This window comes from Pandoraea horticolens (assembly GCF_902459555.1).
Lineage (GTDB): Bacteria > Pseudomonadota > Gammaproteobacteria > Burkholderiales > Burkholderiaceae > Pandoraea > Pandoraea horticolens.
Window position 1 is genome coordinate 1 of record NZ_CABPSM010000018.1, and the last position, 22,342, is coordinate 22,342.

26 protein-coding genes are annotated in these 22,342 nt (G+C 65.1%); 20 read left to right on the forward strand and 6 right to left on the reverse strand.

Annotated features, from left to right (window positions below):
- The coding region (locus PHO31112_RS22555; protein ID WP_150623292.1) for an NAD(P) transhydrogenase subunit alpha at positions 1-944 on the reverse strand (944 nt) is incomplete at its 3' end.
- A 424-nt stretch (positions 945-1,368) separates the two neighbouring features.
- Here PHO31112_RS22555 and PHO31112_RS22560 point away from each other — a divergent pair.
- From PHO31112_RS22560 to PHO31112_RS22610, 11 genes are all read left to right on the forward strand, one after another.
- Positions 1,369-1,845 (forward strand): NUDIX hydrolase, encoded by a 477-nt coding sequence (locus PHO31112_RS22560; RefSeq protein ID WP_150623294.1) that lies wholly within the window; start codon positions 1,369-1,371, stop codon positions 1,843-1,845.
- A complete protein-coding gene (mnmA, locus tag PHO31112_RS22565) occupies positions 1,842-3,020 on the forward strand; it encodes a tRNA 2-thiouridine(34) synthase MnmA (protein WP_150623296.1) in 1,179 nt (392 codons plus the stop codon). Before PHO31112_RS22560 ends, mnmA begins: the two co-directional genes overlap by 4 nt.
- A 71-nt stretch (positions 3,021-3,091) precedes the next feature.
- A complete protein-coding gene (locus PHO31112_RS22570; RefSeq protein WP_150623298.1) occupies positions 3,092-4,693 on the forward strand; it encodes an FMN-binding glutamate synthase family protein in 1,602 nt (533 codons plus the stop codon).
- 218 nt (positions 4,694-4,911) lie between these two features.
- A complete protein-coding gene (locus PHO31112_RS22575) occupies positions 4,912-5,715 on the forward strand; it encodes a helix-turn-helix transcriptional regulator (protein WP_246178473.1) in 804 nt (267 codons plus the stop codon).
- Positions 5,712-5,930 (forward strand): type III secretion system needle filament subunit SctF, encoded by a 219-nt coding sequence (gene sctF, locus PHO31112_RS22580; protein WP_150623300.1) that lies wholly within the window; start codon positions 5,712-5,714, stop codon positions 5,928-5,930. Before PHO31112_RS22575 ends, sctF begins: the two co-directional genes overlap by 4 nt.
- Positions 5,927-6,304 (forward strand): DUF1039 domain-containing protein, encoded by a 378-nt coding sequence (locus PHO31112_RS22585; RefSeq protein WP_150623302.1) that lies wholly within the window; start codon positions 5,927-5,929, stop codon positions 6,302-6,304. Before sctF ends, PHO31112_RS22585 begins: the two co-directional genes overlap by 4 nt.
- On the forward strand, positions 6,301-6,657 hold the full coding sequence (gene sctI / locus PHO31112_RS22590) for a type III secretion system inner rod subunit SctI (RefSeq protein WP_150623304.1): 357 nt from the start codon (positions 6,301-6,303) through the stop codon (positions 6,655-6,657). The genes PHO31112_RS22585 and sctI overlap by 4 nt, the downstream gene beginning before the upstream one ends.
- Positions 6,654-7,496 (forward strand): type III secretion system inner membrane ring lipoprotein SctJ, encoded by an 843-nt coding sequence (sctJ, locus tag PHO31112_RS22595; protein ID WP_174995839.1) that lies wholly within the window; start codon positions 6,654-6,656, stop codon positions 7,494-7,496. The genes sctI and sctJ overlap by 4 nt, the downstream gene beginning before the upstream one ends.
- 5 nt (positions 7,497-7,501) lie before the next feature.
- The gene (locus tag PHO31112_RS22600; RefSeq protein WP_174995840.1) at positions 7,502-8,137 is read left to right on the forward strand and encodes a type III secretion system domain-containing protein; all 636 of its coding nucleotides are present in this window, start codon (positions 7,502-7,504) and stop codon (positions 8,135-8,137) included.
- On the forward strand, positions 8,113-8,802 hold the full coding sequence (locus PHO31112_RS22605) for a hypothetical protein (RefSeq protein ID WP_150623308.1): 690 nt from the start codon (positions 8,113-8,115) through the stop codon (positions 8,800-8,802). Before PHO31112_RS22600 ends, PHO31112_RS22605 begins: the two co-directional genes overlap by 25 nt.
- Positions 8,795-9,925: a TyeA family type III secretion system gatekeeper subunit gene (locus PHO31112_RS22610; RefSeq protein ID WP_150623310.1), complete on the forward strand. Its 1,131-nt coding sequence runs from the start codon at positions 8,795-8,797 to the stop codon at positions 9,923-9,925. Before PHO31112_RS22605 ends, PHO31112_RS22610 begins: the two co-directional genes overlap by 8 nt.
- A gap of 81 nt (positions 9,926-10,006) precedes the next feature.
- On the opposite strand, the gene PHO31112_RS22615 is transcribed toward PHO31112_RS22610, so the two are convergent.
- The 5 genes from PHO31112_RS22615 to PHO31112_RS22635 form a co-directional block, all read right to left on the reverse strand.
- Entirely contained in the window at positions 10,007-10,420 is a 414-nt protein-coding gene (locus PHO31112_RS22615) for an InvB/SpaK family type III secretion system chaperone (protein WP_174995841.1), read from the reverse strand.
- A 194-nt stretch (positions 10,421-10,614) separates the two neighbouring features.
- On the reverse strand, positions 10,615-10,851 hold the full coding sequence (locus PHO31112_RS22620) for an EscE/YscE/SsaE family type III secretion system needle protein co-chaperone (RefSeq protein WP_150623314.1): 237 nt from the start codon (positions 10,849-10,851) through the stop codon (positions 10,615-10,617).
- Entirely contained in the window at positions 10,826-12,139 is a 1,314-nt protein-coding gene (gene sctD, locus PHO31112_RS22625) for a type III secretion system inner membrane ring subunit SctD (RefSeq protein ID WP_150623316.1), read from the reverse strand. Before sctD ends, PHO31112_RS22620 begins: the two co-directional genes overlap by 26 nt.
- Positions 12,136-13,743 (reverse strand): EscC/YscC/HrcC family type III secretion system outer membrane ring protein, encoded by a 1,608-nt coding sequence (locus PHO31112_RS22630; protein WP_150623318.1) that lies wholly within the window; start codon positions 13,741-13,743, stop codon positions 12,136-12,138. The genes sctD and PHO31112_RS22630 overlap by 4 nt, the downstream gene beginning before the upstream one ends.
- 2 nt (positions 13,744-13,745) lie before the next feature.
- Complete coding sequence (locus PHO31112_RS22635; protein WP_150623320.1) at positions 13,746-14,249, reverse strand: hypothetical protein; 504 nt, start codon at positions 14,247-14,249, stop codon at positions 13,746-13,748.
- Between the two features lie 313 nt (positions 14,250-14,562).
- Between PHO31112_RS22635 and PHO31112_RS22640 the strand changes: the two genes are divergently transcribed.
- From PHO31112_RS22640 to sctS, 9 genes are all read left to right on the forward strand, one after another.
- Positions 14,563-15,222, forward strand: coding sequence for a two component system response regulator (locus PHO31112_RS22640; RefSeq protein ID WP_150623322.1), 660 nt, complete (start codon positions 14,563-14,565; stop codon positions 15,220-15,222).
- Positions 15,223-15,356: 134 nt separating this feature from the next.
- Positions 15,357-15,746, forward strand: a complete 390-nt coding sequence (locus PHO31112_RS22645; protein ID WP_010805692.1) for a hypothetical protein — start codon at positions 15,357-15,359, stop codon at positions 15,744-15,746.
- Positions 15,743-17,821 carry a type III secretion system export apparatus subunit SctV gene (sctV, locus tag PHO31112_RS22650; protein ID WP_150623324.1) on the forward strand — a complete coding sequence of 693 codons (2,079 nt, stop codon included), beginning with the start codon at positions 15,743-15,745 and terminating at the stop codon, positions 17,819-17,821. Before PHO31112_RS22645 ends, sctV begins: the two co-directional genes overlap by 4 nt.
- A 1-nt stretch (position 17,822) precedes the next feature.
- Positions 17,823-19,187: a FliI/YscN family ATPase gene (locus PHO31112_RS22655; protein WP_150623326.1), complete on the forward strand. Its 1,365-nt coding sequence runs from the start codon at positions 17,823-17,825 to the stop codon at positions 19,185-19,187.
- On the forward strand, positions 19,163-19,573 hold the full coding sequence (locus PHO31112_RS22660; RefSeq protein WP_150623328.1) for a hypothetical protein: 411 nt from the start codon (positions 19,163-19,165) through the stop codon (positions 19,571-19,573). Before PHO31112_RS22655 ends, PHO31112_RS22660 begins: the two co-directional genes overlap by 25 nt.
- A 113-nt stretch (positions 19,574-19,686) precedes the next feature.
- On the forward strand, positions 19,687-20,133 hold the full coding sequence (locus PHO31112_RS22665; protein WP_150623330.1) for a hypothetical protein: 447 nt from the start codon (positions 19,687-19,689) through the stop codon (positions 20,131-20,133).
- Positions 20,123-21,139 (forward strand): hypothetical protein, encoded by a 1,017-nt coding sequence (locus tag PHO31112_RS22670; RefSeq protein ID WP_150623332.1) that lies wholly within the window; start codon positions 20,123-20,125, stop codon positions 21,137-21,139. Before PHO31112_RS22665 ends, PHO31112_RS22670 begins: the two co-directional genes overlap by 11 nt.
- A gap of 261 nt (positions 21,140-21,400) precedes the next feature.
- Entirely contained in the window at positions 21,401-22,051 is a 651-nt protein-coding gene (sctR, locus tag PHO31112_RS22675; protein ID WP_150623334.1) for a type III secretion system export apparatus subunit SctR, read from the forward strand.
- Between the two features lie 19 nt (positions 22,052-22,070).
- Positions 22,071-22,337 carry a type III secretion system export apparatus subunit SctS gene (sctS, locus tag PHO31112_RS22680; RefSeq protein WP_150586623.1) on the forward strand — a complete coding sequence of 89 codons (267 nt, stop codon included), beginning with the start codon at positions 22,071-22,073 and terminating at the stop codon, positions 22,335-22,337.
- Positions 22,338-22,342: the final 5 nt, after the last annotated feature.

The window sequence follows — 22,342 nt, forward strand, 5'->3', positions numbered from 1 at the left end:
GTCACGCCGTGGACTTTGACCACCTCGTCGGCAACCGACAGCGGGCAGTTACCGCCGCCATTCGCGCCGCGCCCGGCCGCCAGATCGACGATGACCGAGCCCGGCTTCATCGCCTTGACGGTGTCTTCACTGATGAGCGTTGGCGCGGCGCGCCCCGGAATCAGCGCGGTGGAGATCACGATGTCCGCCTGCGTGAGACGGGTGTGCACCAGTTGCGCCTGACGCGCGAGCCACGCGGCGGGCATCGGACGCGCATAGCCGCCCACGCCTTTGGCGATCTCGCGTTCTTCGTCGGTTTCAAAGGGAACGTCGATGAACTTGGCGCCGAGCGATTCGATCTGCTCGCGCACGGCCGGACGCACGTCCGATGCTTCGATCACCGCGCCCAGACGCTTGGCCGTGGCAATGGCCTGCAAGCCCGCAACGCCCGCGCCCAGCACAACCAGCCGGGCGGCCTTGACCGTGCCGGCGGCCGTCATGAGCATGGGCATGAAGCGTTGATAGAGATTGGCGGCGAGCATCACGGCCTTGTAGCCGGCGATGTTGGCTTGCGAGGACAGTACGTCCATGCTTTGCGCACGCGTGGTCCGCGGCGCGGCTTCCAAAGCGAAGCCGACGATGCCGGCCGCCGCCATGCGGGCGTTATTCTCGGCGTCGAAAGGGTTGAGCATGCCGACGACCGCGCTGCCGCGCGGGATCTGCGCCAGTTCGTCCGGCGACGGCGCCCGCACCTTGAGTACGAGTTCCGCACCCAGCGCGTCGGCGGGGCTGCCCAGCGTGGCGCCAGCGGCCTCGAAGGCGGTGTCGGGAACACTGGCGGCGTCTCCTGCACCGCGTCCGATAACGACCTGATGTCCCGACGCGACCAGCTTTTTCACCGTCTCGGGCGTGGCCGCGACACGGGATTCACCGGCAAGCGTCTCGGCGGGGATGCCGATTCTCATTGCGTCTCTCCTTGGGTTTGTGAACTGATCTCATCAGAGGCGATGAACCGCGGGCCAAGGAGCCGCAACACGCACGCCGCCGGGGCAGGCGCATTACCTGTTTCGCCGCTGATGACATTAGTCCTGCACAAACCACTGCATACGAACTACTGCACAAACCGGTGATGCGGTACTGCTACTGCGTGCTGCACATTGCTGGTGCTCGCAGCTTACCCGAAGATTACAAACGCGCCTATTGCACGAAACGACATAGGGATATGCAAATGTGAGCGGATCGTAAGCGTCTGGGCCGACCGACCGGTCGGTTGCCCGAATGCCCCGTCTCCTGCGCCAAACACCGTCAGACGGTAAAATAGCGGTTTTATCGGGGTAACGTCCTGGCGTATCAATGTGCGCGGGGGCCCGCGTCCCGCAAGGAAGCGCCATGAATGCACGCTGGAAGCCCAACGTGACGGTTGCAGCGGTTGTCGAACGTGACGGCCGTTTTCTGTTTGTCGAGGAGCAAAAGCGTGCGGGCCTGTTGATCAATCAACCGGCCGGCCATCTGGAGCCGGGCGAGTCGATCCTTGATGCGGTGCGTCGTGAGGTTCTCGAAGAGACGGCGCATCCGTTCGAGCCGCAGCATCTGCTGGGCATCTATCTGGCCCCCGGCCCGGACGACATCGCCTATCTGCGCTTCGCCTTCACCGGTACGCTGGGGGCGTTCGATGCGTCGCGCACGCTCGACGACGGGATCGTCGGCACGCTCTGGCTCACGCCGGACGAAGTGCGTGCCCAGCGCGTGCGGCACCGCTCACCCATTCTCGAGCGATGCGTGGACGATTACCTGCGGGGGGTGCGTTACGACCTCGCGATACTTCAGACCCATCCGGCCGTTGCCGGTGGGCAAGGCAACACATGAGTCAAAAACGCGTAGTAGTGGGCATGTCGGGCGGCGTGGATTCGTCGGTCACGGCATGGCTGCTCAAACAACAAGGCTACGACGTCGTCGGTCTGTTCATGAAGAACTGGGAAGACGATGACGACAGCGAATACTGTTCGACCCGGCAGGACTGGATCGACGTGGTGTCGGTCGCCGATCTGATCGGCATCGACGTTGAAGCCGTGAACTTCGCCGCCGAGTACAAAGACCGCGTGTTCGCAGAATTCCTGCGCGAGTATTCGGCCGGCCGCACGCCGAATCCGGACGTGCTGTGCAACGCCGAGATCAAGTTCAAGGCGTTTCTGGACCACGCGGTGGCGCTGGGCGGTGAAACCATCGCCACCGGCCACTATGCCCGCGTGCGCGAGCGCGAAGGGCGCTTCGAGCTGCTCAAGGCGTTCGATCACACGAAGGATCAGAGCTACTTCCTGCATCGACTGAATCAGAAGCAACTCTCGCGCACGATGTTCCCGCTCGGCGAAATACCGAAGACCAAGGTTCGCGAGATCGCCGCGCAGATCGGCCTGCCCAACGCGAAGAAAAAAGATTCGACGGGGATCTGCTTTATCGGCGAGCGCCCGTTCCGCGATTTCCTCAATCGCTATCTGCCGACCAAACCGGGGCCGATGAAGACGCCGGACGGCACGATCGTGGGCGAGCATGTGGGTCTGGCGTTCTACACGCTGGGGCAACGCAAGGGCATCGGGCTGGGCGGCAGCCGCGACGGCTCGGGCGAGCCGTGGTTCGTTGCGCGCAAGGACATGGCGAGCAATACACTGTATGTGGTTCAAGGGCACGACCATCCGTGGCTGCTCTCGAGCACGCTCGACGCCGAAGACCTGTCGTGGGTCGCGGGCGAGCCGCCGGCCGAAGGCATGCGCTGCGGTGCGAAGACGCGCTATCGTCAGGCCGACGCCGCATGCGAAGTCGTGCGTACCGGCGCGGGTGCGCTGACGCTCTCGTTCTCCGAGCCGCAGTGGGCCGTCACGCCGGGCCAGTCGGCCGTACTGTATGACGGCGAAATCTGTCTGGGCGGCGGCATCATCGCCGCCACGACGCCCGCCGTGCCAGGGCAGGCCGGTCCTCAGGCCGATACGCAGGCCGATACGCAGGCCGTGGCGGTCGCCAAACACACCATCCTCAACACGCACTGAAGCCGCCAGCGCTCGCCGGGGGCACACCCGGCAACGTGATCGGCGGGTGTCCCCCCAAGCAAGGAGGTTACATGTTTTCGCGCCGATTCCTGGCTCTCTGGCTCGTTGTGGCGTTGCTCGTAGCAGCGCTCGCGTTGGTGCTCTTCGACGGCTGGCATCCGTTCTGGCCGCTGCCGTTTGCGGCGCTGGTCGTTCTTGGGGTGTGGGACGTCGTTCAGCAGCGTCACGCCGTGCTGCGCAACTACCCATTGTGGGGACATCTCCGGTTTCTTTTCGAATTCATCCGGCCGGAGATTCGCCAGTATTTCGTGGAAGACGATACGTCCGAAACGCCGTTCTCGCGCGCCCAGCGCAGCATCGTCTACCAGCGAGCCAAGGGGGATGTCGACAGCCGGCCGTTCGGCACCGAGGTCGACGTCAAGGCGACCGGCTACGAATGGATTGCGCATTCGCTTGCCCCGACCGTTCTGAAGGATCACGACTTTCGCATCACCATTGGCCCGGACCGTGCGCAACCGTATTCGGCGTCGATCTTCAACGTCTCCGCGATGAGCTTCGGCGCGTTGTCGGCGAACGCGATTCGCGCCCTCAATCGCGGGGCGAAGCTCGGTAACTTCATTCACGACACCGGCGAGGGGTCTATCTCGCCGCACCACCGAGAGCAGGGCGGCGATCTGATCTGGGAAGTTGCTTCGGGCTACTTTGGCTGCCGTAACGACGACGGCACATTCAGTGCCGAAAAGTTCGCCGCCCAGGCGACAACACCTCAGGTGAAGATGATCGAGGTGAAGCTCTCGCAAGGCGCGAAACCGGGGCACGGTGGTGTGTTGCCCGCCGCGAAGATCACGCCGGAAATCTCCGCCACGCGTGGGGTGCCGATGGGGCAGGACTGCATTTCGCCGGCGCGCCACAGCGAGTTTTCGACACCGCTCGGTCTGCTGCAGTTCGTCGACCGTCTGCGCACGCTCTCCGGGGGCAAACCGACCGGTTTCAAGCTGTGCGTCGGCCATCCGTGGGAATTCTTCGGCATTGTGAAGGCGATGCTTGAAAGCGGCATCCTGCCCGACTTCATCGTCGTGGATGGCTCGGAAGGCGGCACCGGCGCCGCACCGCTGGAGTTCACCGATCACGTGGGCACGCCGTTGCAGGAAGGGCTGCTGCTCGTGCACAACACGCTCGTGGGCGCTGGGTTGCGCGACAAGATTCGCATCGGCGCATCGGGCAAGATCGTCACTGCATTCGATATCGCACGCACGCTCGCGATCGGCGCCGACTGGTGCAACTCGGCACGTGGCTTCATGTTTGCGATCGGCTGCATTCAATCGCAGAAATGCCACACCGACCGCTGTCCGACAGGCGTCGCAACGCAAGACGCGTTGCGTCAACGCGCACTCGTGGTGCCGGATAAGGCGCAACGTGTCCACCAGTTCCACTCGCATACGTTGCATGCGCTGCAAGAGTTGATTCAGGCGGCGGGGTTGTCGCATCCGTCGGACTTGCGCGCGCATCACATCGTCAAGCGGGTATCGGCCAATGAGATCCGTCTCATGTCGGAGTCTCTGAAGTATCTGGAGCCCGGCGATCTGCTGCGCGGACAGTTCCGATATCAGCTCTACGAGAAATTCTGGCCGATGGCACGCGCCGACAGCTTCTCCCCGGCTCAGGCGATGTGAGCTAACGGCGGCAGGACGCACCTCCCACGAAAACCCGACGCGATGTTGCGTCGGGTTTTTTTACGCTTCCCGACAGTTATCTTCCTAAAAGCGAAAACTCCGGTGCATGGCGGCTCACATTAAGGTGTCCACCGGATGATGCCCGCGCGCGTACTCGCCTATGGTGTGACCTTCGACTTTGTCATCCCGCCGACGAATTATCGTCAGAGGAGGAGCCTATGAGTACGGTGCGATTTCTGATCAGCCGCCACGACGTCAAACTGAATGTGAGCGGTCTCGTGCACACGCTGCCGGCAGGCAGCATGACCGCGACCAGTTCGGATGCGACGATGGACGCCCCAGGGCCTGTGGTGTCACACGACTTTCATGCCTGCGATCTGCAGGCGCTGTACCCGGATGTCGTCGATCTGCTCGATCGCCGCCCCCTTGGCGTCTTCCATCGGCAGGCGGCACGCACGCTGATCCTGGAGCCCAGCATGGTGGACGTGGCGATGACGCTGCAAAACGTCGACCGCATGGCGATGCTGCGTTTCTTCTACGTGTATTGCCTTTGTCGAGACCAGCGTTACTTCTCTGCGATGTTGCGCCAGACGATTGCGGGCAGCCATTCGTTGTTCGATTTCGTCGAAGCGAATTTCCACCGGCCGTGGCCGGTCGGGCGGCTCGCCGAAGAATTCGGCATGCCGCTGCGCAAGTTCCGCTACCTGTTCCAGCAGACGTACGGCATGCCCGCGAAGCAGTGGCTGCTCGAGCGGCGCCTTCGACTGGCGCGAGACCTGCTGCTTTCCACCCGTCATAAGGTGCTCGACATCGCGCTCGAGTGCGGCTTCACCAACCATGCGCATTTCACCGACACCTTCCGCAAACGTTTCGACTGCGCCCCGACCGAGATTCGTCTGGGCACGCCACCGCAGCGAGGCGGGCGTCGCGTTGCCATGCAGCGCGCCGACGCCTATGCGGCCATGCGCGCCGATCTGGTGGCGGGCCACGGGGCCGCGACCGAGGGAGGAGGCGTGCAATGAATGTCGAGGAGATCCATAACGGCATGTCCGAGGGCGTGCGGCGCATGTCGGACGAAGCCACGCAGGCAGTCCGCGCGCGGGAGGTCAACGACCCCCGGCACATGCTCGACGTGCAGTTCAAGTTGCAGCAATTCTCGACGATGGTCGGCCTGCATAGCTCGGCAATCAAGCTCATCAAGGACACGTTGATGGGCATCATCGCCAAAATCGCATGACGCACGCCGAACAGACGCAGACGCCGTGCGACGCCGTTGGCCAATGGCTGGACGCGCCGGTCAGGCAACGCATCGTCGAGTTGGCCATCGCGGGCGCGCATCACGGCATGCGGACGCAGGCGCGCACGATCCTGCGCGCCTTGCCGTCGCTCGTGACGGATCGCGAGACGCGTGCGTGGCTGCATGTGGCGCTTCTCATCGCACTTGACGATACCTGCGCCGCGCGTGCCCATCTGGCGGACGCCTCCGCCACGATGCATGACGACGATGCGGCGGCCGACGTGCTCGCCCGCTGGCTCGAGGCGATGGATGCGCGTCAGCCCGTCTCGTGCGGGAACGCTTCTTCCTCCCCTTCTCCGACTTTTCTGTCATGACGACTCCCTCGATCTCCGATATCGCGGCTCACGTCGCTGAGGTAGTGGCGCCTGCGAAGGCTGCCCCCCCGGTTCCCACTGCCGGCGACAGCGACGCCGTGCGTTTTGGCCAGGCGCTGGTGAGCGCGCCGTCGCTGCCGGAACATCACCTGCTCAGCGCGGCGGGCAAGCTGGCCGGCAACACGGAGCGTCTTGTTGAGCGCGTCGCGCTGGACGACCGCGTGCTGGACGATCCGATCCACATGCTTGCAGCGCAGCGCGTGCTGACCGAGCGCGTGCTGGCGCTGGAATTCGTCGCGAAGACGGCGGGCGCGGCGACGCAGGGTGTGAACAAGCTGGTTCACATGCAATGACGCACGGCATTCGCATCGCTAACGCGACGACGATGCTGGTGGCGTTCGCGAAGGCCGTGGCAACGAGGCGTCTCCTTGGCCGATGGTGGCTCGGTTGCGCGCTCGTGTTCACGCTGGCGGGGTGTAAGGTCGAATTGCATCGCGCGTTGAGCGAGACGGAGGCCAACCAGATGCTGGCGCTGTTGCTCGTCTCCGGATTGCAGGCGGACAAGCGTGCCGACGCCAATGGCATGACGGTTCGCATCGAGCGCGGCGATTTCGTGCGCGGTGTCGAAGTGCTTCGTCAGAACGGGTTGCCGCGTCAGAAGCGGGCTTCGGTCGAGGACGTGTTCCCGCCGGGACAACTGGTCAGCTCACCCGTACAGGAGCAGGCGAAGCTCACCTATCTCAAGGAACAACGGCTTGAGCGCATGCTGGCCGCGCTCGATGGCGTGATGGTGGCCGAGGTGTCCATCGCGCAGGTGCCGGTGGACTCGGCTGGGCGTTCGACCTTGCCGCCAGGTGTCGCTGTCTTCGTGAAGTACAGCCCCGAGGTCAACATGACGCAGCGCATGACCGACATTCGCAGTCTGGTGCATGACAGCGTGCCGGGTGTGTCGCCTGAGCGCATCAGCATCGTATTGCAGCCTTCGGACTATCGTCTGCCGCGTGCGGCCATCCATACCTCGTCGGGGGCGCAAGCCGCCGTATCGGCGCAGGGCGGACGGTGGCGCTCCGCGCTGGGATGGGGCACGTTGGCGGCGGCGAGCGTCGGCTTGATGGCTGCCGGGGCCATGGCGTGGCGACGGCGCGCCGCGTGGGTTCAGCGCTTGCGTGCCAGGGTAGCGAGGGCCTCGTGATCCGTATGCACAACGACACCGTCGCGCGACTCGCCCGTCTGATCTGGCAGCCCGGACTGCACATGGACGATGGCTGGTGGCGCGAGCTCGACATGTTGTCGTGGCGCGAAACCTATCGGCGGCACGCCGTCTGCCGCGCGCACATCGATCGCTTGTTGATTGCGCGCCGGGGATGGCCCGATCTGGCGACGCGCGACTGCGCACCGCCGGAGAGTGACGGCGCGCATGCCGTGTTGCGGCTGATGCCGAGCTTGCGACGGGTTTCGCTGGCCTACGGCTTGCGCGCGCTGGGGTGCCCGGACTACCTATTGCTGGGAGCCTACCGTCGCGCACTGTCGTCATGGCTCGATGCCTGGCAATGCGACCGCTTGCTGCTCACGCGACGTGAGTGGCCGGCGCGTTCCGCGTTTTCGCCCGGCGAGATCGTTGACGCGGCGCTGGCGACTGCCGTCGCATGTCTGGATGATGCCCCGGTGCCGCTGGCGGTGGATATGGCGACGGTCGGCAAAGCTGCACGGATCTTGTTGCCGCCACCGGCAGACGCGGGGCAGATGCCAAGCGGCATGCCGGCGACGGACGACATCTGGTCGCGGCTGGTCGCGTTGGAGAAGATGCTATGTATGTCATCGACTTTGCATTGACGTCTATTGAAACGATCGATGGCCCTGCGCCCGTGGGGCCGGTGATTTCCGGCGAGGCGCTTGATCGGCTTCGCGAGCAGGCGGGCGCGCGTGCCCGGTGGATGGCGCAGGCGCAGGCCGAACGCGCTGCGGCACTGGCGGAGCGCGAGCAGGCGAGCGCCGACGCGCAGATTCTGCGCGACGCGTGGCAGGAAGCCGCGCGTGAGCGCGCGCAGCAGGAGGCGGCGGCGCTGGCCGACGCGGCACATCGCGAGGCAGTCGCGAAGACCGTCGAATGGCTGATTGACGAGGCTTCGCTGGAGCGCGAGATCATTCGCTCACTGGAGCGCCGTGTCGCGGACGCCCTGACCGGTGCGCTGTCGAACTTCGTCGACACGCTGGACGTCGGCGAGCGCTTTGCGCAGCGAGTCGGGCGCGCACTACCGGGATTGGTCCGCGAGGGGGCGCTCGTGTTGCGCGTGCCGCCGGCGCATCTCGACGCCGTGGCCCTCGCCTTGCACAAGGCCGACATCGTACTTGCCTGCACGCCGGACCCAACGCTCGGCGCCCAGCAGGCCCGCCTCGAGAGCGAATGGGTCACCGTATGTCTGGATCTCGAGGCCGATCTGGCGGCGGTGATCGAGCGCTTGCACGTGAGTCCCAGTCTGGAGGTCGCTTATGGTTGAACGTCTGCCGTCGTCCGGCAGCACCCTCGTCCAGACGCCGCGAGAGAATCGACCGCTTGAGCGCATGCTTGCCGACGAGTGGCAAATGCTCGAAGGTGACGGGCGGCCGTCGCGCGCGGGCGGTACCGAGGCGCCGGGACATATTGCGCTGATCGAAGCGGCCATTGCGCAGAACGAAGAGGCGGCCTTCGCAGAGTCGCAGGAGAATCTCAGCTTCGCGCTGGGGGTGCGATTCCGCCGCACGGGCGAACGTGACGTGCGTGACGATAAACAGCGCGCACGCGCCTTGTTCGAGCAGCAGATGCACCGCTTCGCGCGCGTGAACGGTGCACAGTTCGAGACGCTGCGGGGGCAATTGCGCGATCTGCCCTTTGTGCCAGATCCTCACTTGTTGATTCGGCAGACGCAGATGTCGGCAGGGCACGCCGCGCTGGTCGTCGCCGCATGGCTCGCCGACGGCGGGCTCGATGCGGGGACTCGCAAGCGCCTGCGCAAAACGTTGGACGAACTGACGTCATCCGAGACATGGGCCATCGAAGCCTTCGCGGCGCTGGAGTGTGGCGGCGGCCAAAGCCCTGGCATGGCATTGCTGCAACAACTCAAGTCGCTTTTCCGCCAGTCTCGGGGGACACAGCGCTCGCTCACACAATGGTTCGACGAATGCAGGCGTTTTCCGCAGCGCCGCGCGCGGTTGCGTGCGCTCATGCAAGCGCTGGGGCTGGAGTTGGGCGCGCGGCAGGCCGACGCGGACACGCAACGCCTGGCCGCCGTCGTCGACGATCTGCGCCGGGTGGTGTTGTTCCTCACGCTGGAGTCGGCGTGCGAGCAGTCGGCGCAGGCCATGCGCTCGGCCGGTTGTCGCGCCTTCGAGACGGATACGATGATCGGGGAAGTCCTGACGTTGCTGGATCAACCCTGGGCCGGCGCAGAGTGGCTGGCGCAACGCGCAGCGTATCTGGGCATGGTGGCGGTCGACGCCCGCTACGCGCTCGCGCGTGAACTCACGCGGCTGATCAAGGCGGCACACGACGGCTGCTTTCGCGACGAGACGCAACGCGAGACGCTCGGTGAGGCGCTCGATGTCTGGCGCACGGAGATCGCTCAGGAAGGCGACGCGCCCTGACGGTGAAAAGAAGAGGGATGGAGAGAGGCGGGGGGAGGATTGGCGCACATCGAATGCGCCAAGACCTGCCGGAGATGGCGCTCAGGCGCGCAAATGCTCCCGGCAGAGTTTGATACGGTCGTAGAAATCGGTGAGCGCCTGTGCAAACGGTTCGGGTTCGGCAGCGGTTTTTTCTTTGACTTGCGCGTGAAGAATGAGGCGGTTGTCGCGCTCGCTCAACTGCACATGACCCGTGACGGCCCATTCGGCGGGTTCGATGAGGAACTGCAGAAGGCGCTCGCTGTTCGCGCGATGCAGCCGCGCAGCTTCGTCGGTGGCCACCACAGCGTGAATACTGCACGCATTGCCTTCCAGCGTTTCCACAATGATGTTGGGCGAGGCGTTGAACGTCAGCTCGATAGGTGAGTGATTGTCGACGGCATCGATCTTGCCGGGGTCGCAGCCGATCAACTTCAGAGCTTCGACGAGAGTTTGCGCTAGGTCGTAACTTGGCATGATGTACGTGGAGAGTGGAAAAAATCGACATGTACCCGAGCGAGCGTTATCCGGCATGGCCGGAATGCGACCCGTTCGCGCGGGCGCGCGCGATGCCGAAGGTTCCCACGAGCCGACGCCGCAGACTTTGGTCGCGCGGACCAGGTTGTGGCTTCTGCGCACGCTTGATCCGTTATCGGCGGCCATCGTGGCCATCACGGTTGTCCGTACGACGTGTCGTACCGCCGCGCCATGCGGTCGAGAATCGCTGCGGCGGCGTGAACGGCCTGCATCTGCGTTTGCGCCAGTGTGTGCTGTGCGGGCGTGAGCGGCCGGCGCAGCGCTTGCTGCAACGACCGCCGTGCGGCGTCGAGTTGCGTGCCGACCTCGCGGGCGACAGGCCCGGGGGATGCCGCGAGTTGGTCTTCAAGCCGGGTCAGACGAATCGCCATGCAGATTCTCCGAAGTCAGAGGTAAGTAGAAGAGCCGGTCGTGCGCGCGGATCGACACCCCGTCGGGATGGATGGCGAGCACGCGTGTGCCGCCGGGCAAGCGCACGCCTTGCGCGAGACGCGTGCCGTCGGCGAGCGTGAGTTGAGGTGCATCGGGCGATCCGCCGATGCTCACGAGCGGTGCAGAGAATCCCGTGTCGCCCAGAGTCGGTGTCGGTGCGGGCAGCGGTTCGATGCGTATGGGCATCGCGTCAGCCGTCGTATTCCATGCGTCGACGACACCCTTCAACGACGCCAGCCGTCCCGCCGTCAGCGCCCCCGTGAGCCGCCACCCGGTGCGATCGCGCGAGATGTCGATGCCGCGCAACTGGCCGGCGTCTCGCAATATCTTCACCAGTTGCTCGAAGCTCTGCGTGGCGCCTTGCGCGACCCGCCAGCCGTGAGGCAGGGACAGGGCGTCGAGCGCGTCGGACGCGGCGCGCCAGCGGGCGTCGGCGACAAAGGGCCCGCTGATGACGACTTCACCGCCGGGCGCTACATTCACCTGCGCGGTGCCAAAACCATGCAGGCGCAGCAACGTGCTCACCGTCTGCATCGAGTCTTCCGGACACCATGTCTCGTCACTCAGCGCCTTTCCTTGCCAACGCGCTTCAGCCCGCAAACGTGCCCGCGCACCTTCGTCGATGCAGCCCCCCGACAGGCGAACGGCATTGCCCATGGTATTCAACTCGACCTGGGGGGCAATGCGCGCCGCGAGGGTTTTCAAGGCATCGGGCTGAGGTGGCTGAGAGATGACGTTGGCAGTCCCCGTGCGCCAGATCGCCACGCCGGCCGCCACCATCAGCAGCGACATTCCCGTGACGGCGATCCACGCCGCCGGTGCGCGTGCGCGCGATGGGGCAACTGCCGGCGCGTGAGGCGAGGGCGTTGGCACCGCACGGCGCTCGGGACGCTTCGGCGTGGGAACTGGCGGGCTTTGTGTGCCGTTCGCGAGCCAGATGCCCAACCCCGCAAGATCAATCACCGCGTGTAACGGAAGTACGGGGGGGGCGAGCGCGTCGTCGCCGACGGGCGGGAGTGGCGCGAGCGGTGTGCCGTCCACCCAGACTGGCGCTGCGGTGACGAGTCGGACGCCGTCGTCGTCGACGTGAAGCTCGATCCGGGCGTCGTGCTCGAGCGCCATGGCGATGTCGGAATCGCCGTGCCCGATGGTCAGCGTGCCCGGCGGTAACGGCATGGGCCGTCCGGCGAGCGGGCCGTCGAGCAGCGTCAGCGTCAGCATCGTCATGCGCTCGGCACGTCGGCCGCCGGCTCGGCCTTGATCAGGAACAAACGCATGACACTGTCGTTCCGGTTGCTCGTCGAGCTGAACAGGCGGCCGATCAGCGGCAGATCTCCCAATAACGGAATCTTGCGCTCCTGCTCGTGTTGCGTGTCCTGCACGAAGCCGCCCAGCAGCAGGCTTTGCCCCGCCTGTAGCGTGGCGTGCGTCGAAATCGACGAGTTGCGGATCGACGGAACTTCGTTGCGGGAATCACGTTCGCTGCGCACTTCGCCGCCGTCTTCGATATTGAGCGTGAGCATCACTTGCTCGCGACCGGCGTCGTTCCCTTCGTTGGGAATGAGGCGTGGGGTGACGCGCAGCAGTGAGCCCGCCGTCACGCTTTCCAGTTTGGCCACTTTTTCGCCGGAGACCTTCGTGTAGAACGTCACGCTGCGATCGAGCACAGCCTGCATATTGTCGAGCGTGACGATGGACGGCCGGGACAGCACGCGCGCCTTGGAGTTTCGCTCCAGCGCGCTCAGATTGATCATGAACTTGTTGGTGTCGCCGACCACGGTCGTGAACGTGCCGCTGTCGCCGTCGTTCAACTGGCCGTTGAGCGACACGGCGCCGAACCCGCCAAGACGCGCGCTGCCGGAGAAGTCGACGCCAAGCTCGGCAATGTCGCTGGCGTTGACGTCGATGATCGCCACGGAGATGTCGACCAGCCGGGGCCGGATGTCGAGTTGAGCGATCAGGTCGCCATAAATGGGCATATTCTGCCGGCGCTCGCGCACGATGACTGCGTTGCGGCGCGGATCGGCAGAGAAGCGCGGTGTGCCGGTTCGCGTAGCGGGCACGGCGGAGATCGGTGCACCGGATGTTGCAAGTGTGGCCGCTGTGGCAACGAGCGGACCGGCGCCGAGAATCAGATCCTTCAGTACGCTGACGACGCCCGGCACCACCACTTCCTGGCCGCGATAAAAGTACCTTGTGTCGTCCGCAGTGGCGAATTTCAGGGGAAATATCTTGATGGTCTCTTCGCTTTCCTGCTGATCCCGGGCGCCGCGTTCGACGTATTCGGCGAGCATCGACACAGTTTCTATACAGGCCGGAACACCGGCGATCTCGAGCGCGTGTGTTGCCGGAATCGCCCGTGCGACGCAGTGCCGCGGGTGCAGCACGCCGGCATCGCGAAGGTGTCCGAGCAAGTCGCCGGGCGGCGCGTGACGCAGTGACATGACGCGTCGTGTCGCCTCGCTGGACTTATAGATGTTCAGCGTCTGGCCGTTGAAGTACCACGAAAGCCGATAACGTTCCGATAGCGCGTCGAGCGTCGCTTGGGCGGTGCCCGCAGGCAGCGTGCCAATGAAGCGGTCATCGACCTGTGCGCTCACCGCCGTCGGAATGCCGTGATGCGCGCCAAAGTCGCGTAACAACTCCGCAAGTGGCGTGCCAGCGCTCTGAAAGACGAACGGGCCGCCGCGCCACTCGGGCGCGACAGGCGACGTCAGTGGGGAGTGTTCTGCGAACGGCGCAGGCGATGACGCGATGGCCGACGAGTCAGGCAGCAGCCCGGCAAGCGGGGCGACGATGCATAGCGCAAAGCGCGCGAGATGAGACCGCATGGTCAGCAACGGCGCAGCGCGTGAAGGCGCCGGCTGGTGTCCGCGGCGCCGGTGGCGTGGGGCGCTGGCGATACAGACGATACAGACGATGCGGCCTGAGTCCACACGCCTTGCGAGGTCACCATCGTGCACGCCAGGAGCTGGCGTCGAAGTTGCGCCTCCACGCGTGCTGCTGCTTCGTCGCCGTCGAAGCGGTGAACCCACCAGAGGACGTCGTTCGCGATGCACAGACTGTCGTCGCGCAACGACGGTTGACCCGCGATTACGAGCGAGAGACGCATGAGCCAGCGTGAGAGCGCGGTGTCGCCGTCGAGCGCTGTCGTGAGCGACTGGGCGTGCTGCGCTCGCGGATCGTGCGGCAACGCTAGCGCTGTCGCCACGCAGTATCCGCCGCTGGCGGGGCAGGTCCAGCCGCGTTGGCCGTCGAGATCGAGCGCAGTGCGCGCACCTTGTACGTCGCGCGGGGCAATCCAGTCGAGCGCGGCAAGCGCAAATGGCAAACGCATAGGTATCTGAAGGAGGCAATGCAAGGGCACGGGAAACGAGGAGCGTACGGCGTCGAGGAAGTCTCGACGACGCGCGTCATCGCTTGGCGCCGCCGATCGATATGGCGCCGTCCAAGGATCGTCATTATCAAGCGTTGCGTTGGTGCCGCCATCCGGCACAGACCTGAAGTCGACGCCGGAGATCCCGGTTTGCGACGTTTTCCCACGTGTCTTGTCAGGCGATGACACAAGTTTCGAGCGACTGGCTCGGAATCCAAAGAAAGTGAACAAAAATCTGCATGAACGCTAATGACTAACAATCGAGGAGCTGCGAATGACGGGGTGTATCGGTGTCGTCGTTGTGGAGGATCACGAATTGCTGGCCGATGGTCTTTGCCATCTGATCGAGCAGGATCTCGGGTGGTGTGTGCTGGCAAGAGTTGTCAACGGACTTGACGTGTACCGGGCCTGCGTAGTGCATCGACCGGCCTTGATGGTGTTGGATCTGGGACTGCCCGGCATGGATGGGGTGGATGTGATCCGGCAATGCGCGCAGCGTTGGCCGGACTTGCGCATCGTGGTCAATTCCGCGAGCGACGACAGCGAGCGGGCGCGCCAGTCGCTGGAGGCCGGTGCGGTGGCGTTCGTGCTTAAAAGCAGCGCACGCGAGACGTTGATCCACGCGGCGTGTCAGGTGATACGCGGCGAGCGCTTTGTCGATCCCGCCGTGTTCGGTGGCGCGCACAATCCGGCGGGCTTGTCATATGCGCCGCGTCCGTGCGCCGTCGAGATGCCCGAGCGGTTGCTGACGTTGCGCGAGCGGCAGGTACTCAAGCTGGTAGCGGAAGGGCAACGCAACCGCGACATCGCGCAACTGTTGTCGATCAGTGTGAAGACGGTCGAGACGCACCGGCTGAACATGATGCGTAAGCTCGACGCACACAACGTGGCCGATATCGTGAATTGGGCGCATCGCCTGCGAATGATGTTGTGAGGCACGCCGCGAAAATCAGGTCTGCGCCGGATAGCCGCGGCCACCCTGAGTGGGCGACCATGCCCGCTGCCGCTTTCCGAATGCTCTCCAAGCCCGGCCATCCCAGCCAGCAAGATTCCAATGCCAGACCGCCGATGGACACCCAGACCCAACGCAAGCTCGAGCTGCTCTTCGAATTGCTGGCGCTGCCGCCGCAACGCGTCGCGCCGCGCATGCGGATTGCGCTGGCTCCCTGCGTGTTGATGACGGAGGTCGATGCCCACGGTGTGACGCTGGTGTTGACGCTGGCCCACCGCACTGAGCGCGCTCAGCGCTGGTTGCCCTCGCTGATGCAAACCTGCGCCCCGGAATGGAGTCTCGGTATCCCCGTGCGGGCCTGTGTGGCGCAGGGACGTCCGATGCTGATCGCCAGTCCGCCGGCAAGCGCGAATTTTCAGGCGGTCGAATGGTTGTCGTGCGTCACCCGGATGCGCCGGCTGCTCGAGCGAATCGACGCTCAGCAGCAACGGGAGACCCGTCCATGACGCGCCTGCTGGGGTGGCTTCGCCTTGCGGCCGGGCGGCAGGACATTGTTCTGGCCGCGCTGTTGCTGGTCACGGTCCTGATGATCATCATCCCGATGCCGCCATCGGTGATGGATCTGCTCATCGCACTCAATCTCGGCGTGTCGCTGCTGCTCCTGATGGTGGCGCTCTACATCAACGAGCCACTCGACTTCTCGGCGTTTCCTTCCGTGTTGCTGATGACCACGCTGTTCCGGCTGGGACTGACGATCAGCACGAGCCGTTTGATTCTGCTGCACGCCGACGCGGGAGATATCGTCTACACCTTCGGCGATTTCGCGGCCGGAGGAAACATCGTCGTCGGCATGATCGTCTTCCTTATCATCACCGTCGTGAATTTCATCGTGATCACGAAGGGCTCCGAGCGTGTGGCGGAAGTCGGTGCACGCTTCTCGCTCGACGGCATGCCGGGCAAGCAGATGAGCATCGACGGCGATCTGCGCGCGGGCACCATCGACGCCGCCGAGGCCAAGCGACTGCGACGCACGGTGCAAAAGGAGAGCCAGTTCTACGGGGCGATGGATGGAGCGATGAAGTTCGTCAAGGGCGACGCCATTGCCGGGCTCGTCATCATCGTCGTGAATCTGCTCGGCGGCATCGGCGTGGGCGTTTTCATGCGCGGCATGAGTGCGGGCGATGCGGCAGCGATTTACGCGATCCTCTCCATTGGCGACGGCCTTGTGTCGCAGATTCCCGCGCTACTCATTTCAGTCACGGCGGGGATCATCGTTACGCGGGTGCCCGGCGACCAGCGTCGCAATCTGGCGCGAGAGCTTACCGATCAACTCGCGGCACAGCCTCGCTCGCTGACGCTGGCGGCCGTGGTGCTTGTCCTGTTCGGTCTGATTCCCGGCTTTCCGATGCACTACTTCCTGCTGCTGGCGGCGTTGGCAGGTGTCGCCTCGTGGTGGGCGGGCCGTCTCGCACGCGAGGGCAAAGGCGCGAAGGACGCAGCGGGCGCGGACACCGACGATGCCAAGAAGACGAAGGGCGGCCGCCCAGGGGCCCAGCCGCTGCTGGTGCGCGTAAGTGCCACGCTGGCCGAGGCCGATGGCGGTACGACCACGCTCGCCGCGTGCATCGATGCGCTGCGCGAGAAGAAATTCGAGCAGTTCGGCGTGCCGATGCCGGAAGTGAAGGTCGACGTCGACAAGACACTGCCCGCCGGCACGCTGGACATTCAGCTTTATCACGAGAGCGTGATGACCATCGACGTTGCCCCCGACGTTGCGCTGGCCCATCATGACGCCACTCATCCGATACGCAAATTGCGAGGTCTCGACGCCGGAGCGCCGCGAGAAACGCCCCTGCCGTTCGGCGGACAGATTCTGTTCTGGCTCGATGCCGCCCAGCGCGAGGCGTGGCTGGCGCAGGGGGGCGCTGTCATCGACGGCGCAGACCGCGTGGCGCACTGCGTGTCACTCGTCATCGACGCCCACGCTGCCGATTTCCTCGGCGTTCAGGAGGCGCGGTTCCTGATGGATGCCATGGAAGATCGCTACGGCGAACTCGTCAAGGAGCTGCAACGGCAACTGCCGATCAGCCGGACGGCGGAAGTGCTGCAACGGCTGGTGGCCGAAGGGGTGTCGATTCGCGATCTGCGGCGAGTCTTCGAGGCGCTGATCGAATGGGCGCCGCGCGAGCGCGATCAGATCATGCTGACGGAGTATGTGCGGCTGAGTCTGCGGCGTCACATCACGCGACGCTTTCGACGGGGCACCGAGCACATCACGGGATGGAACGTGGGGCGCGGCATCGAAGACGCCGTGCGTGCGGCTGTGCGGCAGACATCGTCGGGGTCTTACGCCGATCTGAATCCCGCGCAGACCGACGCCATCATGGGCGCGATCGACGACGTGCTAAACGCCCACGATGGCACGCCCGTCGTCCTCTTCACGGCGATGGACGTGCGTCGCTTTCTGCGCAAGCTGATCGAGCGCGACCGCGCAGATCTGCCGGTCTTGTCATTCCAGGAAGTGGCTGACGAGCCGCACGTTCGCGTATTGGGCACCATCGACGTGCAAGGCGCGTTCTGAGATGCGCCGCCCGGACGCCGCCCGCATCGCCAATGGACTGCGCCGGACGCTCGACGCGCAGCGCAAAGCTTGTGACGACTGGCGCCGGGTACCGGGCCGGGAGGTCCGCTATGGACGTATCGACAAGATCACCCCGAATGCGATGCGTGCCCGCTTGCCGGGCGCGGCGCTTGGCGAGCAGTGCCGCGTCGTGTCGCCGGAACTGGACGCAGAGGTTATCGCGGTAGAGGGGCGGCACGTGTGGCTGGCGCCGTATGCCGAGCCGAACGGCGTGGCGAACGGCGCGTTGGTGCAGGCGTTGGGAACATCGTCGCGTGTCGCCGTAGGCGACTACATGATCGGAGAAGTGCTGGACGGACTGGGGCGGCTTCTGGTTCCGTTGGCTTCGCCGGATGAGGCACCGCCGCCCGACGTTGCGTGGCGGGCGCTGGACGCGGAGCCGCCGCCCGCCATGACGCGTGCGCTGGTGTCTCGATGCCTGCCCATTGGCATTCGGGCCATCGATGGCATGCTGACCTGCGGGCGCGGCCAGCGGCTCGGCATTTTTGCGGCGGCGGGCGGCGGCAAGAGCACGCTGCTGTCGATGATGTGTCAAGGCGCGCAAGCCGATGTCATTGTGCTCGCGCTGATTGGCGAACGGGGCCGCGAGGTGCGAGAGTTTCTGGAACTGGCGCTCACGCCGCAGGCGCGCGCACGCACCGTGTGTGTGGTGGCGACGTCCGACCGCCCCGCGCTCGAGCGCATGAAGGCCGCCTACACCGCGACGGCGATTGCCGAGGCGTTCCGCGATGAGGGCAAAGACGTTCTGCTGCTCATGGACTCTCTGACGCGGTTCGGGCGTGCGGTGCGCGATATCGGCATGGCCGCAGGTGAACCGCTCGGCGCGACGAGCGGTTTGCCGCCGAGCTTCTATGCGCGTCTGCCACGGCTGCTGGAGCGCGCCGGCACTGCGGCACACGGCAGCATTACCGCGTTTTACACGGTGCTTGTCGAAGGCGACAACCTCGATGAACCGCTGGCAGACGAGGTGCGCTCGATTGTCGATGGTCATATCGTGCTGTCGCGGCGTCTCGCGCAGGAGAATCACTATCCCGCGATCGACGTCGCGAAAAGCCTTTCGCGGGTGATGCCGCAGGTGACCGACGCGAAGCATATCGAAGCCGCTGCCCGTGTCAGGCGTGCCATGGCGCTGGCGGCGGAAGTCGAACTGCTGGTTCGCGTGGGCGAATACCAGGTGGGCAACGACCCCGAGACGGACGATGCCCTCACACGCGCCCCGGATATTCGCGCATTCCTTTGTCAGTCGCAGCACGACGTGGCGCCCTTCGACGATACCCGCACATGGCTCGATCATCTGGTGACGTGAAAGCGCATGAAAGCGCTGCCGCGCTCGCCGCACTCGCGAAACGCCGCGAAGCCGGCCTGCGCGCTGCACTGGCCCGTATGACGGCCGCAGCACGCGACGCCGGTGAGGCGGTTGCCGAGCGAGAGCGCGCTTGCGACACGCAGCGCCGGGCGTGGCAGGAAGCCCTGTCGCGCGGTGGCGTCTATGGGCAACGCGAGGCCGCCGGTGCGACGCGTTCGGTGGAAGCGGAGCGCGTGGCGCTGGGCGAGGCCAAGGCCCGGCACGGCGCCGCGCTCGAACAGGTGCAACAGGCCGAAGCCGCATTGCGGCAGCAGCGCGAACGTTTGCAGGCCAACGCGCGCAAGCAGGAAAAACTGAGGGAGTTGCTGGCGCTTTACCGCAGTTGAATCGGCTGCGAGACCACGGGACATATGCCACCGGGTCGCGCGACGTCGAGAAGCTCGAATCCGCACGTCAATCGAAATGCGTTCATAACCTTCGCCATCACAAGGACTTCACGATGACCACCATTCACCGAAGTGCCCTGTCGGCCGATGCTTTCCTCGGCCTTTCGGATAAATCGGCCTCGCATCGGCGTGACACGGCAACGAGCCATGGCAGGCGCAACGAAGACAACGGCGAGCCGGCGTTCTCGCTGGCATCCGAAACCGCGGCACGCGTGACAGGCCCCGCCGATGTGATGCGCTGGCTGCGTGTCTGGCACGCTCGTCAGGACGCGAACTGGGACGGCGGCAGTTCGCTGCGCGTCATCGTGCATGGGGGGGCGCTCGACACGTTGGTCGTTGAGGCCCGGCGAGGGCGGCAGGGCGTCACGGTGAGTCTGTTGTGCATTCGGCTCACGATGTACCGGCGACTGCTGGCCCATCGCGGTCAACTGTCTCGCGCCCTGACGTCGCGCCTCGGGCTCGCCGTCACCGTCGAAGTCGAGGCGCGATATGCGCCATGAGTCGACCAGCGAGCCGACGGCCTGCTTAGGGCCGTTGGACGATCTGCTCACAGGCGAGGGCAGTCTGACCTTCGTCGAAGGTGATACGCAAGTGCGCGTCGGCTGGCTTCGTGCAGGGGGCGACGGCCTTGTCGTGACCGCACGCGTCGACGAAGGCGTGATCGGCCAGACGCGCTTCTGGTGCGACACGCAGCAGTGGTGCGACTGGCTTGCGGCGAGCCTGCCGGTGCCGTCATGGGACGACCTGCCGCCAGCCTGGCACGCGAGCGCCGCGTCGCTTACGCTGGCGACGGGGGGCGCCGGAGAGATGCGCGATTTGACGGATCTGAGTGGCGGCATGTCGAACGATGCCGTTCGCGAGACGCGGCTCGACGTCTGCGATACATCAATGTGGCCAAGCGCGACGGCCCTGTCGCGCGAACGTGTCGAGACGGCATGGCGCGTCGGCATGGTGTTGCAACGCGAGGGGCGTCGGTTGGCGCTGACCTACCTCGATGGGGTGCACGCGTGGCTGCGCGAGCGCTGCCAACGGGCGACGCCTTGCGATGTGCCGCTGGACCCGGCGGGCTGGCCTGAGCGCCAGTGCGTGCTCGTGGCGGGATGGGTGGCGTTGCCCGCAACGCAATGCGACGACCTGCATGCGGGCGATGCCGTCCTCCTCGACGTGGCGGCCGATATCGGGCGGGGCGAGTACTGGCTGGTGGATGGCGACCACGCTGTCGCCATGTGCGATGGCCTGCCATCCGATCGCCATGTCGTGCAGTTCGATCACACGGACACCGCCCGGTGGTTCGCCGTCGTTGCCGAGAGGCGATTTCCCATTCCGTTGTTGATGGCCTGGCGCTCGGGCGTGCCCGTGGCGTCGCATCGACAGACAGCGGCATGCGCGCTGCATGCCGGACGAGTCACGCTCTGGCACGCCCGCTCACCGTGGGCCAGCGGGCGTTTGCTGCGATTCGAAGACGGGCGGCTCGCGGTGCATATCGACGAAAAAAACGGCGCATAGCGCGGGCGTGGCCTGCCTGCGACGATCCACCCGGCAAGATTTCGGGTCGTGACCCGATGGGCGTGCATCCGGCGGCGACCTAACATCGCTCGTGCTGTCGCCGCGACGCGCGGTCGTGCTGTTGTCTGCGTGGCGCATCGCCGCGCGTTCGCGCGGTGACCTCTTCCAGCCGATTTGCCCTGCTTCGTTCTGCGTCGTCCTGCGTTATCGACACCGACTGGCATGCACATCGGGCAGCCAACAACGCTCATTGGAGTCTGCATGTCCCTGCTCGACCACCCGGTGCAGCTCATCGTGTTGCTGTCGCTGCTATCGATCATGCCGCTGCTGGTGGTGTTGGGGACTGCATTTCTGAAACTGGCCGTCGTGTTCGCGCTGTTGCGCAACGCACTGGGTACGCAGCAGATTCCCCCCAACATCGCCATTTACGGGTTATCGCTCGTGCTCACCTGCTTCATCATGGCCCCGGTGGCGTTCGACATCGAGGCGAATCTCGAGACGCGTCCTGTGGCGCTGTCGTCCAAGAACTTCGTGGCCGATGTCGACGCAAGCATCCTGTCGCCGTACCGCGCGTTTCTCACGCGTCACACCGATGCGAGACAACGCGACTTCTTCGCGAACATCGCGGGCGAGACGTGGCCGGAAGCGCATCGCGACCGTCTGGGGCCGGATTCCCTGCTGGTGCTGATGCCGGCCTTCGCACTGAGCCAACTGGCCGAGGCGTTCAAGATCGGCCTGCTGCTGTATCTGCCCTTCGTCGTGATCGATCTGGTGATCTCGAACATTCTTCTCGCGATGGGGATGATGATGGTCTCGCCGATGACCATCGCGCTGCCGTTCAAGCTGCTGATCTTCGTGATGATGAACGGGTGGGAGCAGTTGGTGCGTCAGTTGATGCTCTCGTACGCATGACGGCCCCGGGAGCGCGCCAATGAGTGAAGCCATCGTTGTCAATCTGACGAGTGAGATGTTGTGGCTCACCTTGCTCATGTCGCTGCCGACCGTGGTTGTGGCGGCGGTGGTCGGCGTGCTCGTTTCGCTGGTGCAGGCGCTCACGCAGGTGCAGGACCAGACCGTGCAGTTCCTCATCAAGCTCATTGCCGTGTCGGTCACGCTCGCCGCCACTTATGCGTGGATGGGCCACGTGCTGCTGCATTACGCGGGCAACGCGTTCGAGCAGATCAGCCGGATGCGGTGAGCGGC

Excerpts from the sequence above, each read along its gene's own strand:
- sctD (WP_150623316.1), bottom strand. The coding sequence starts at position 12,139 with ATGACGATGCTGACGCTGACGCTGCTCGACGGCCCGCTCGCCGGACGG.
- PHO31112_RS22670 (WP_150623332.1), top strand. The coding sequence starts at position 20,123 with ATGCGCCATGAGTCGACCAGCGAGCCGACGGCCTGCTTAGGGCCGTTG.
- PHO31112_RS22660 (WP_150623328.1), top strand. The coding sequence starts at position 19,163 with ATGGCTCGATCATCTGGTGACGTGAAAGCGCATGAAAGCGCTGCCGCG.
- sctV (WP_150623324.1), top strand. The coding sequence starts at position 15,743 with ATGACGCGCCTGCTGGGGTGGCTTCGCCTTGCGGCCGGGCGGCAGGAC.
- PHO31112_RS22630 (WP_150623318.1), bottom strand. The coding sequence starts at position 13,743 with ATGCGGTCTCATCTCGCGCGCTTTGCGCTATGCATCGTCGCCCCGCTT.
- mnmA (WP_150623296.1), top strand. The coding sequence starts at position 1,842 with ATGAGTCAAAAACGCGTAGTAGTGGGCATGTCGGGCGGCGTGGATTCG.
- PHO31112_RS22575 (WP_246178473.1), top strand. The coding sequence starts at position 4,912 with ATGAGTACGGTGCGATTTCTGATCAGCCGCCACGACGTCAAACTGAAT.
- PHO31112_RS22600 (WP_174995840.1), top strand. The coding sequence starts at position 7,502 with ATGCACAACGACACCGTCGCGCGACTCGCCCGTCTGATCTGGCAGCCC.
- PHO31112_RS22585 (WP_150623302.1), top strand. The coding sequence starts at position 5,927 with ATGACGCACGCCGAACAGACGCAGACGCCGTGCGACGCCGTTGGCCAA.
- sctR (WP_150623334.1), top strand. The coding sequence starts at position 21,401 with ATGTCCCTGCTCGACCACCCGGTGCAGCTCATCGTGTTGCTGTCGCTG.
- PHO31112_RS22655 (WP_150623326.1), top strand. The coding sequence starts at position 17,823 with ATGCGCCGCCCGGACGCCGCCCGCATCGCCAATGGACTGCGCCGGACG.
- PHO31112_RS22610 (WP_150623310.1), top strand. The coding sequence starts at position 8,795 with ATGGTTGAACGTCTGCCGTCGTCCGGCAGCACCCTCGTCCAGACGCCG.
- PHO31112_RS22635 (WP_150623320.1), bottom strand. The coding sequence starts at position 14,249 with ATGCGTTTGCCATTTGCGCTTGCCGCGCTCGACTGGATTGCCCCGCGC.
- PHO31112_RS22570 (WP_150623298.1), top strand. The coding sequence starts at position 3,092 with ATGTTTTCGCGCCGATTCCTGGCTCTCTGGCTCGTTGTGGCGTTGCTC.
- PHO31112_RS22605 (WP_150623308.1), top strand. The coding sequence starts at position 8,113 with ATGTATGTCATCGACTTTGCATTGACGTCTATTGAAACGATCGATGGC.
- PHO31112_RS22640 (WP_150623322.1), top strand. The coding sequence starts at position 14,563 with ATGACGGGGTGTATCGGTGTCGTCGTTGTGGAGGATCACGAATTGCTG.
- PHO31112_RS22665 (WP_150623330.1), top strand. The coding sequence starts at position 19,687 with ATGACCACCATTCACCGAAGTGCCCTGTCGGCCGATGCTTTCCTCGGC.
- sctJ (WP_174995839.1), top strand. The coding sequence starts at position 6,654 with ATGACGCACGGCATTCGCATCGCTAACGCGACGACGATGCTGGTGGCG.
- sctS (WP_150586623.1), top strand. The coding sequence starts at position 22,071 with ATGAGTGAAGCCATCGTTGTCAATCTGACGAGTGAGATGTTGTGGCTC.
- PHO31112_RS22620 (WP_150623314.1), bottom strand. The coding sequence starts at position 10,851 with ATGGCGATTCGTCTGACCCGGCTTGAAGACCAACTCGCGGCATCCCCC.
- PHO31112_RS22645 (WP_010805692.1), top strand. The coding sequence starts at position 15,357 with ATGGACACCCAGACCCAACGCAAGCTCGAGCTGCTCTTCGAATTGCTG.
- PHO31112_RS22560 (WP_150623294.1), top strand. The coding sequence starts at position 1,369 with ATGAATGCACGCTGGAAGCCCAACGTGACGGTTGCAGCGGTTGTCGAA.
- sctF (WP_150623300.1), top strand. The coding sequence starts at position 5,712 with ATGAATGTCGAGGAGATCCATAACGGCATGTCCGAGGGCGTGCGGCGC.
- sctI (WP_150623304.1), top strand. The coding sequence starts at position 6,301 with ATGACGACTCCCTCGATCTCCGATATCGCGGCTCACGTCGCTGAGGTA.
- PHO31112_RS22615 (WP_174995841.1), bottom strand. The coding sequence starts at position 10,420 with ATGCCAAGTTACGACCTAGCGCAAACTCTCGTCGAAGCTCTGAAGTTG.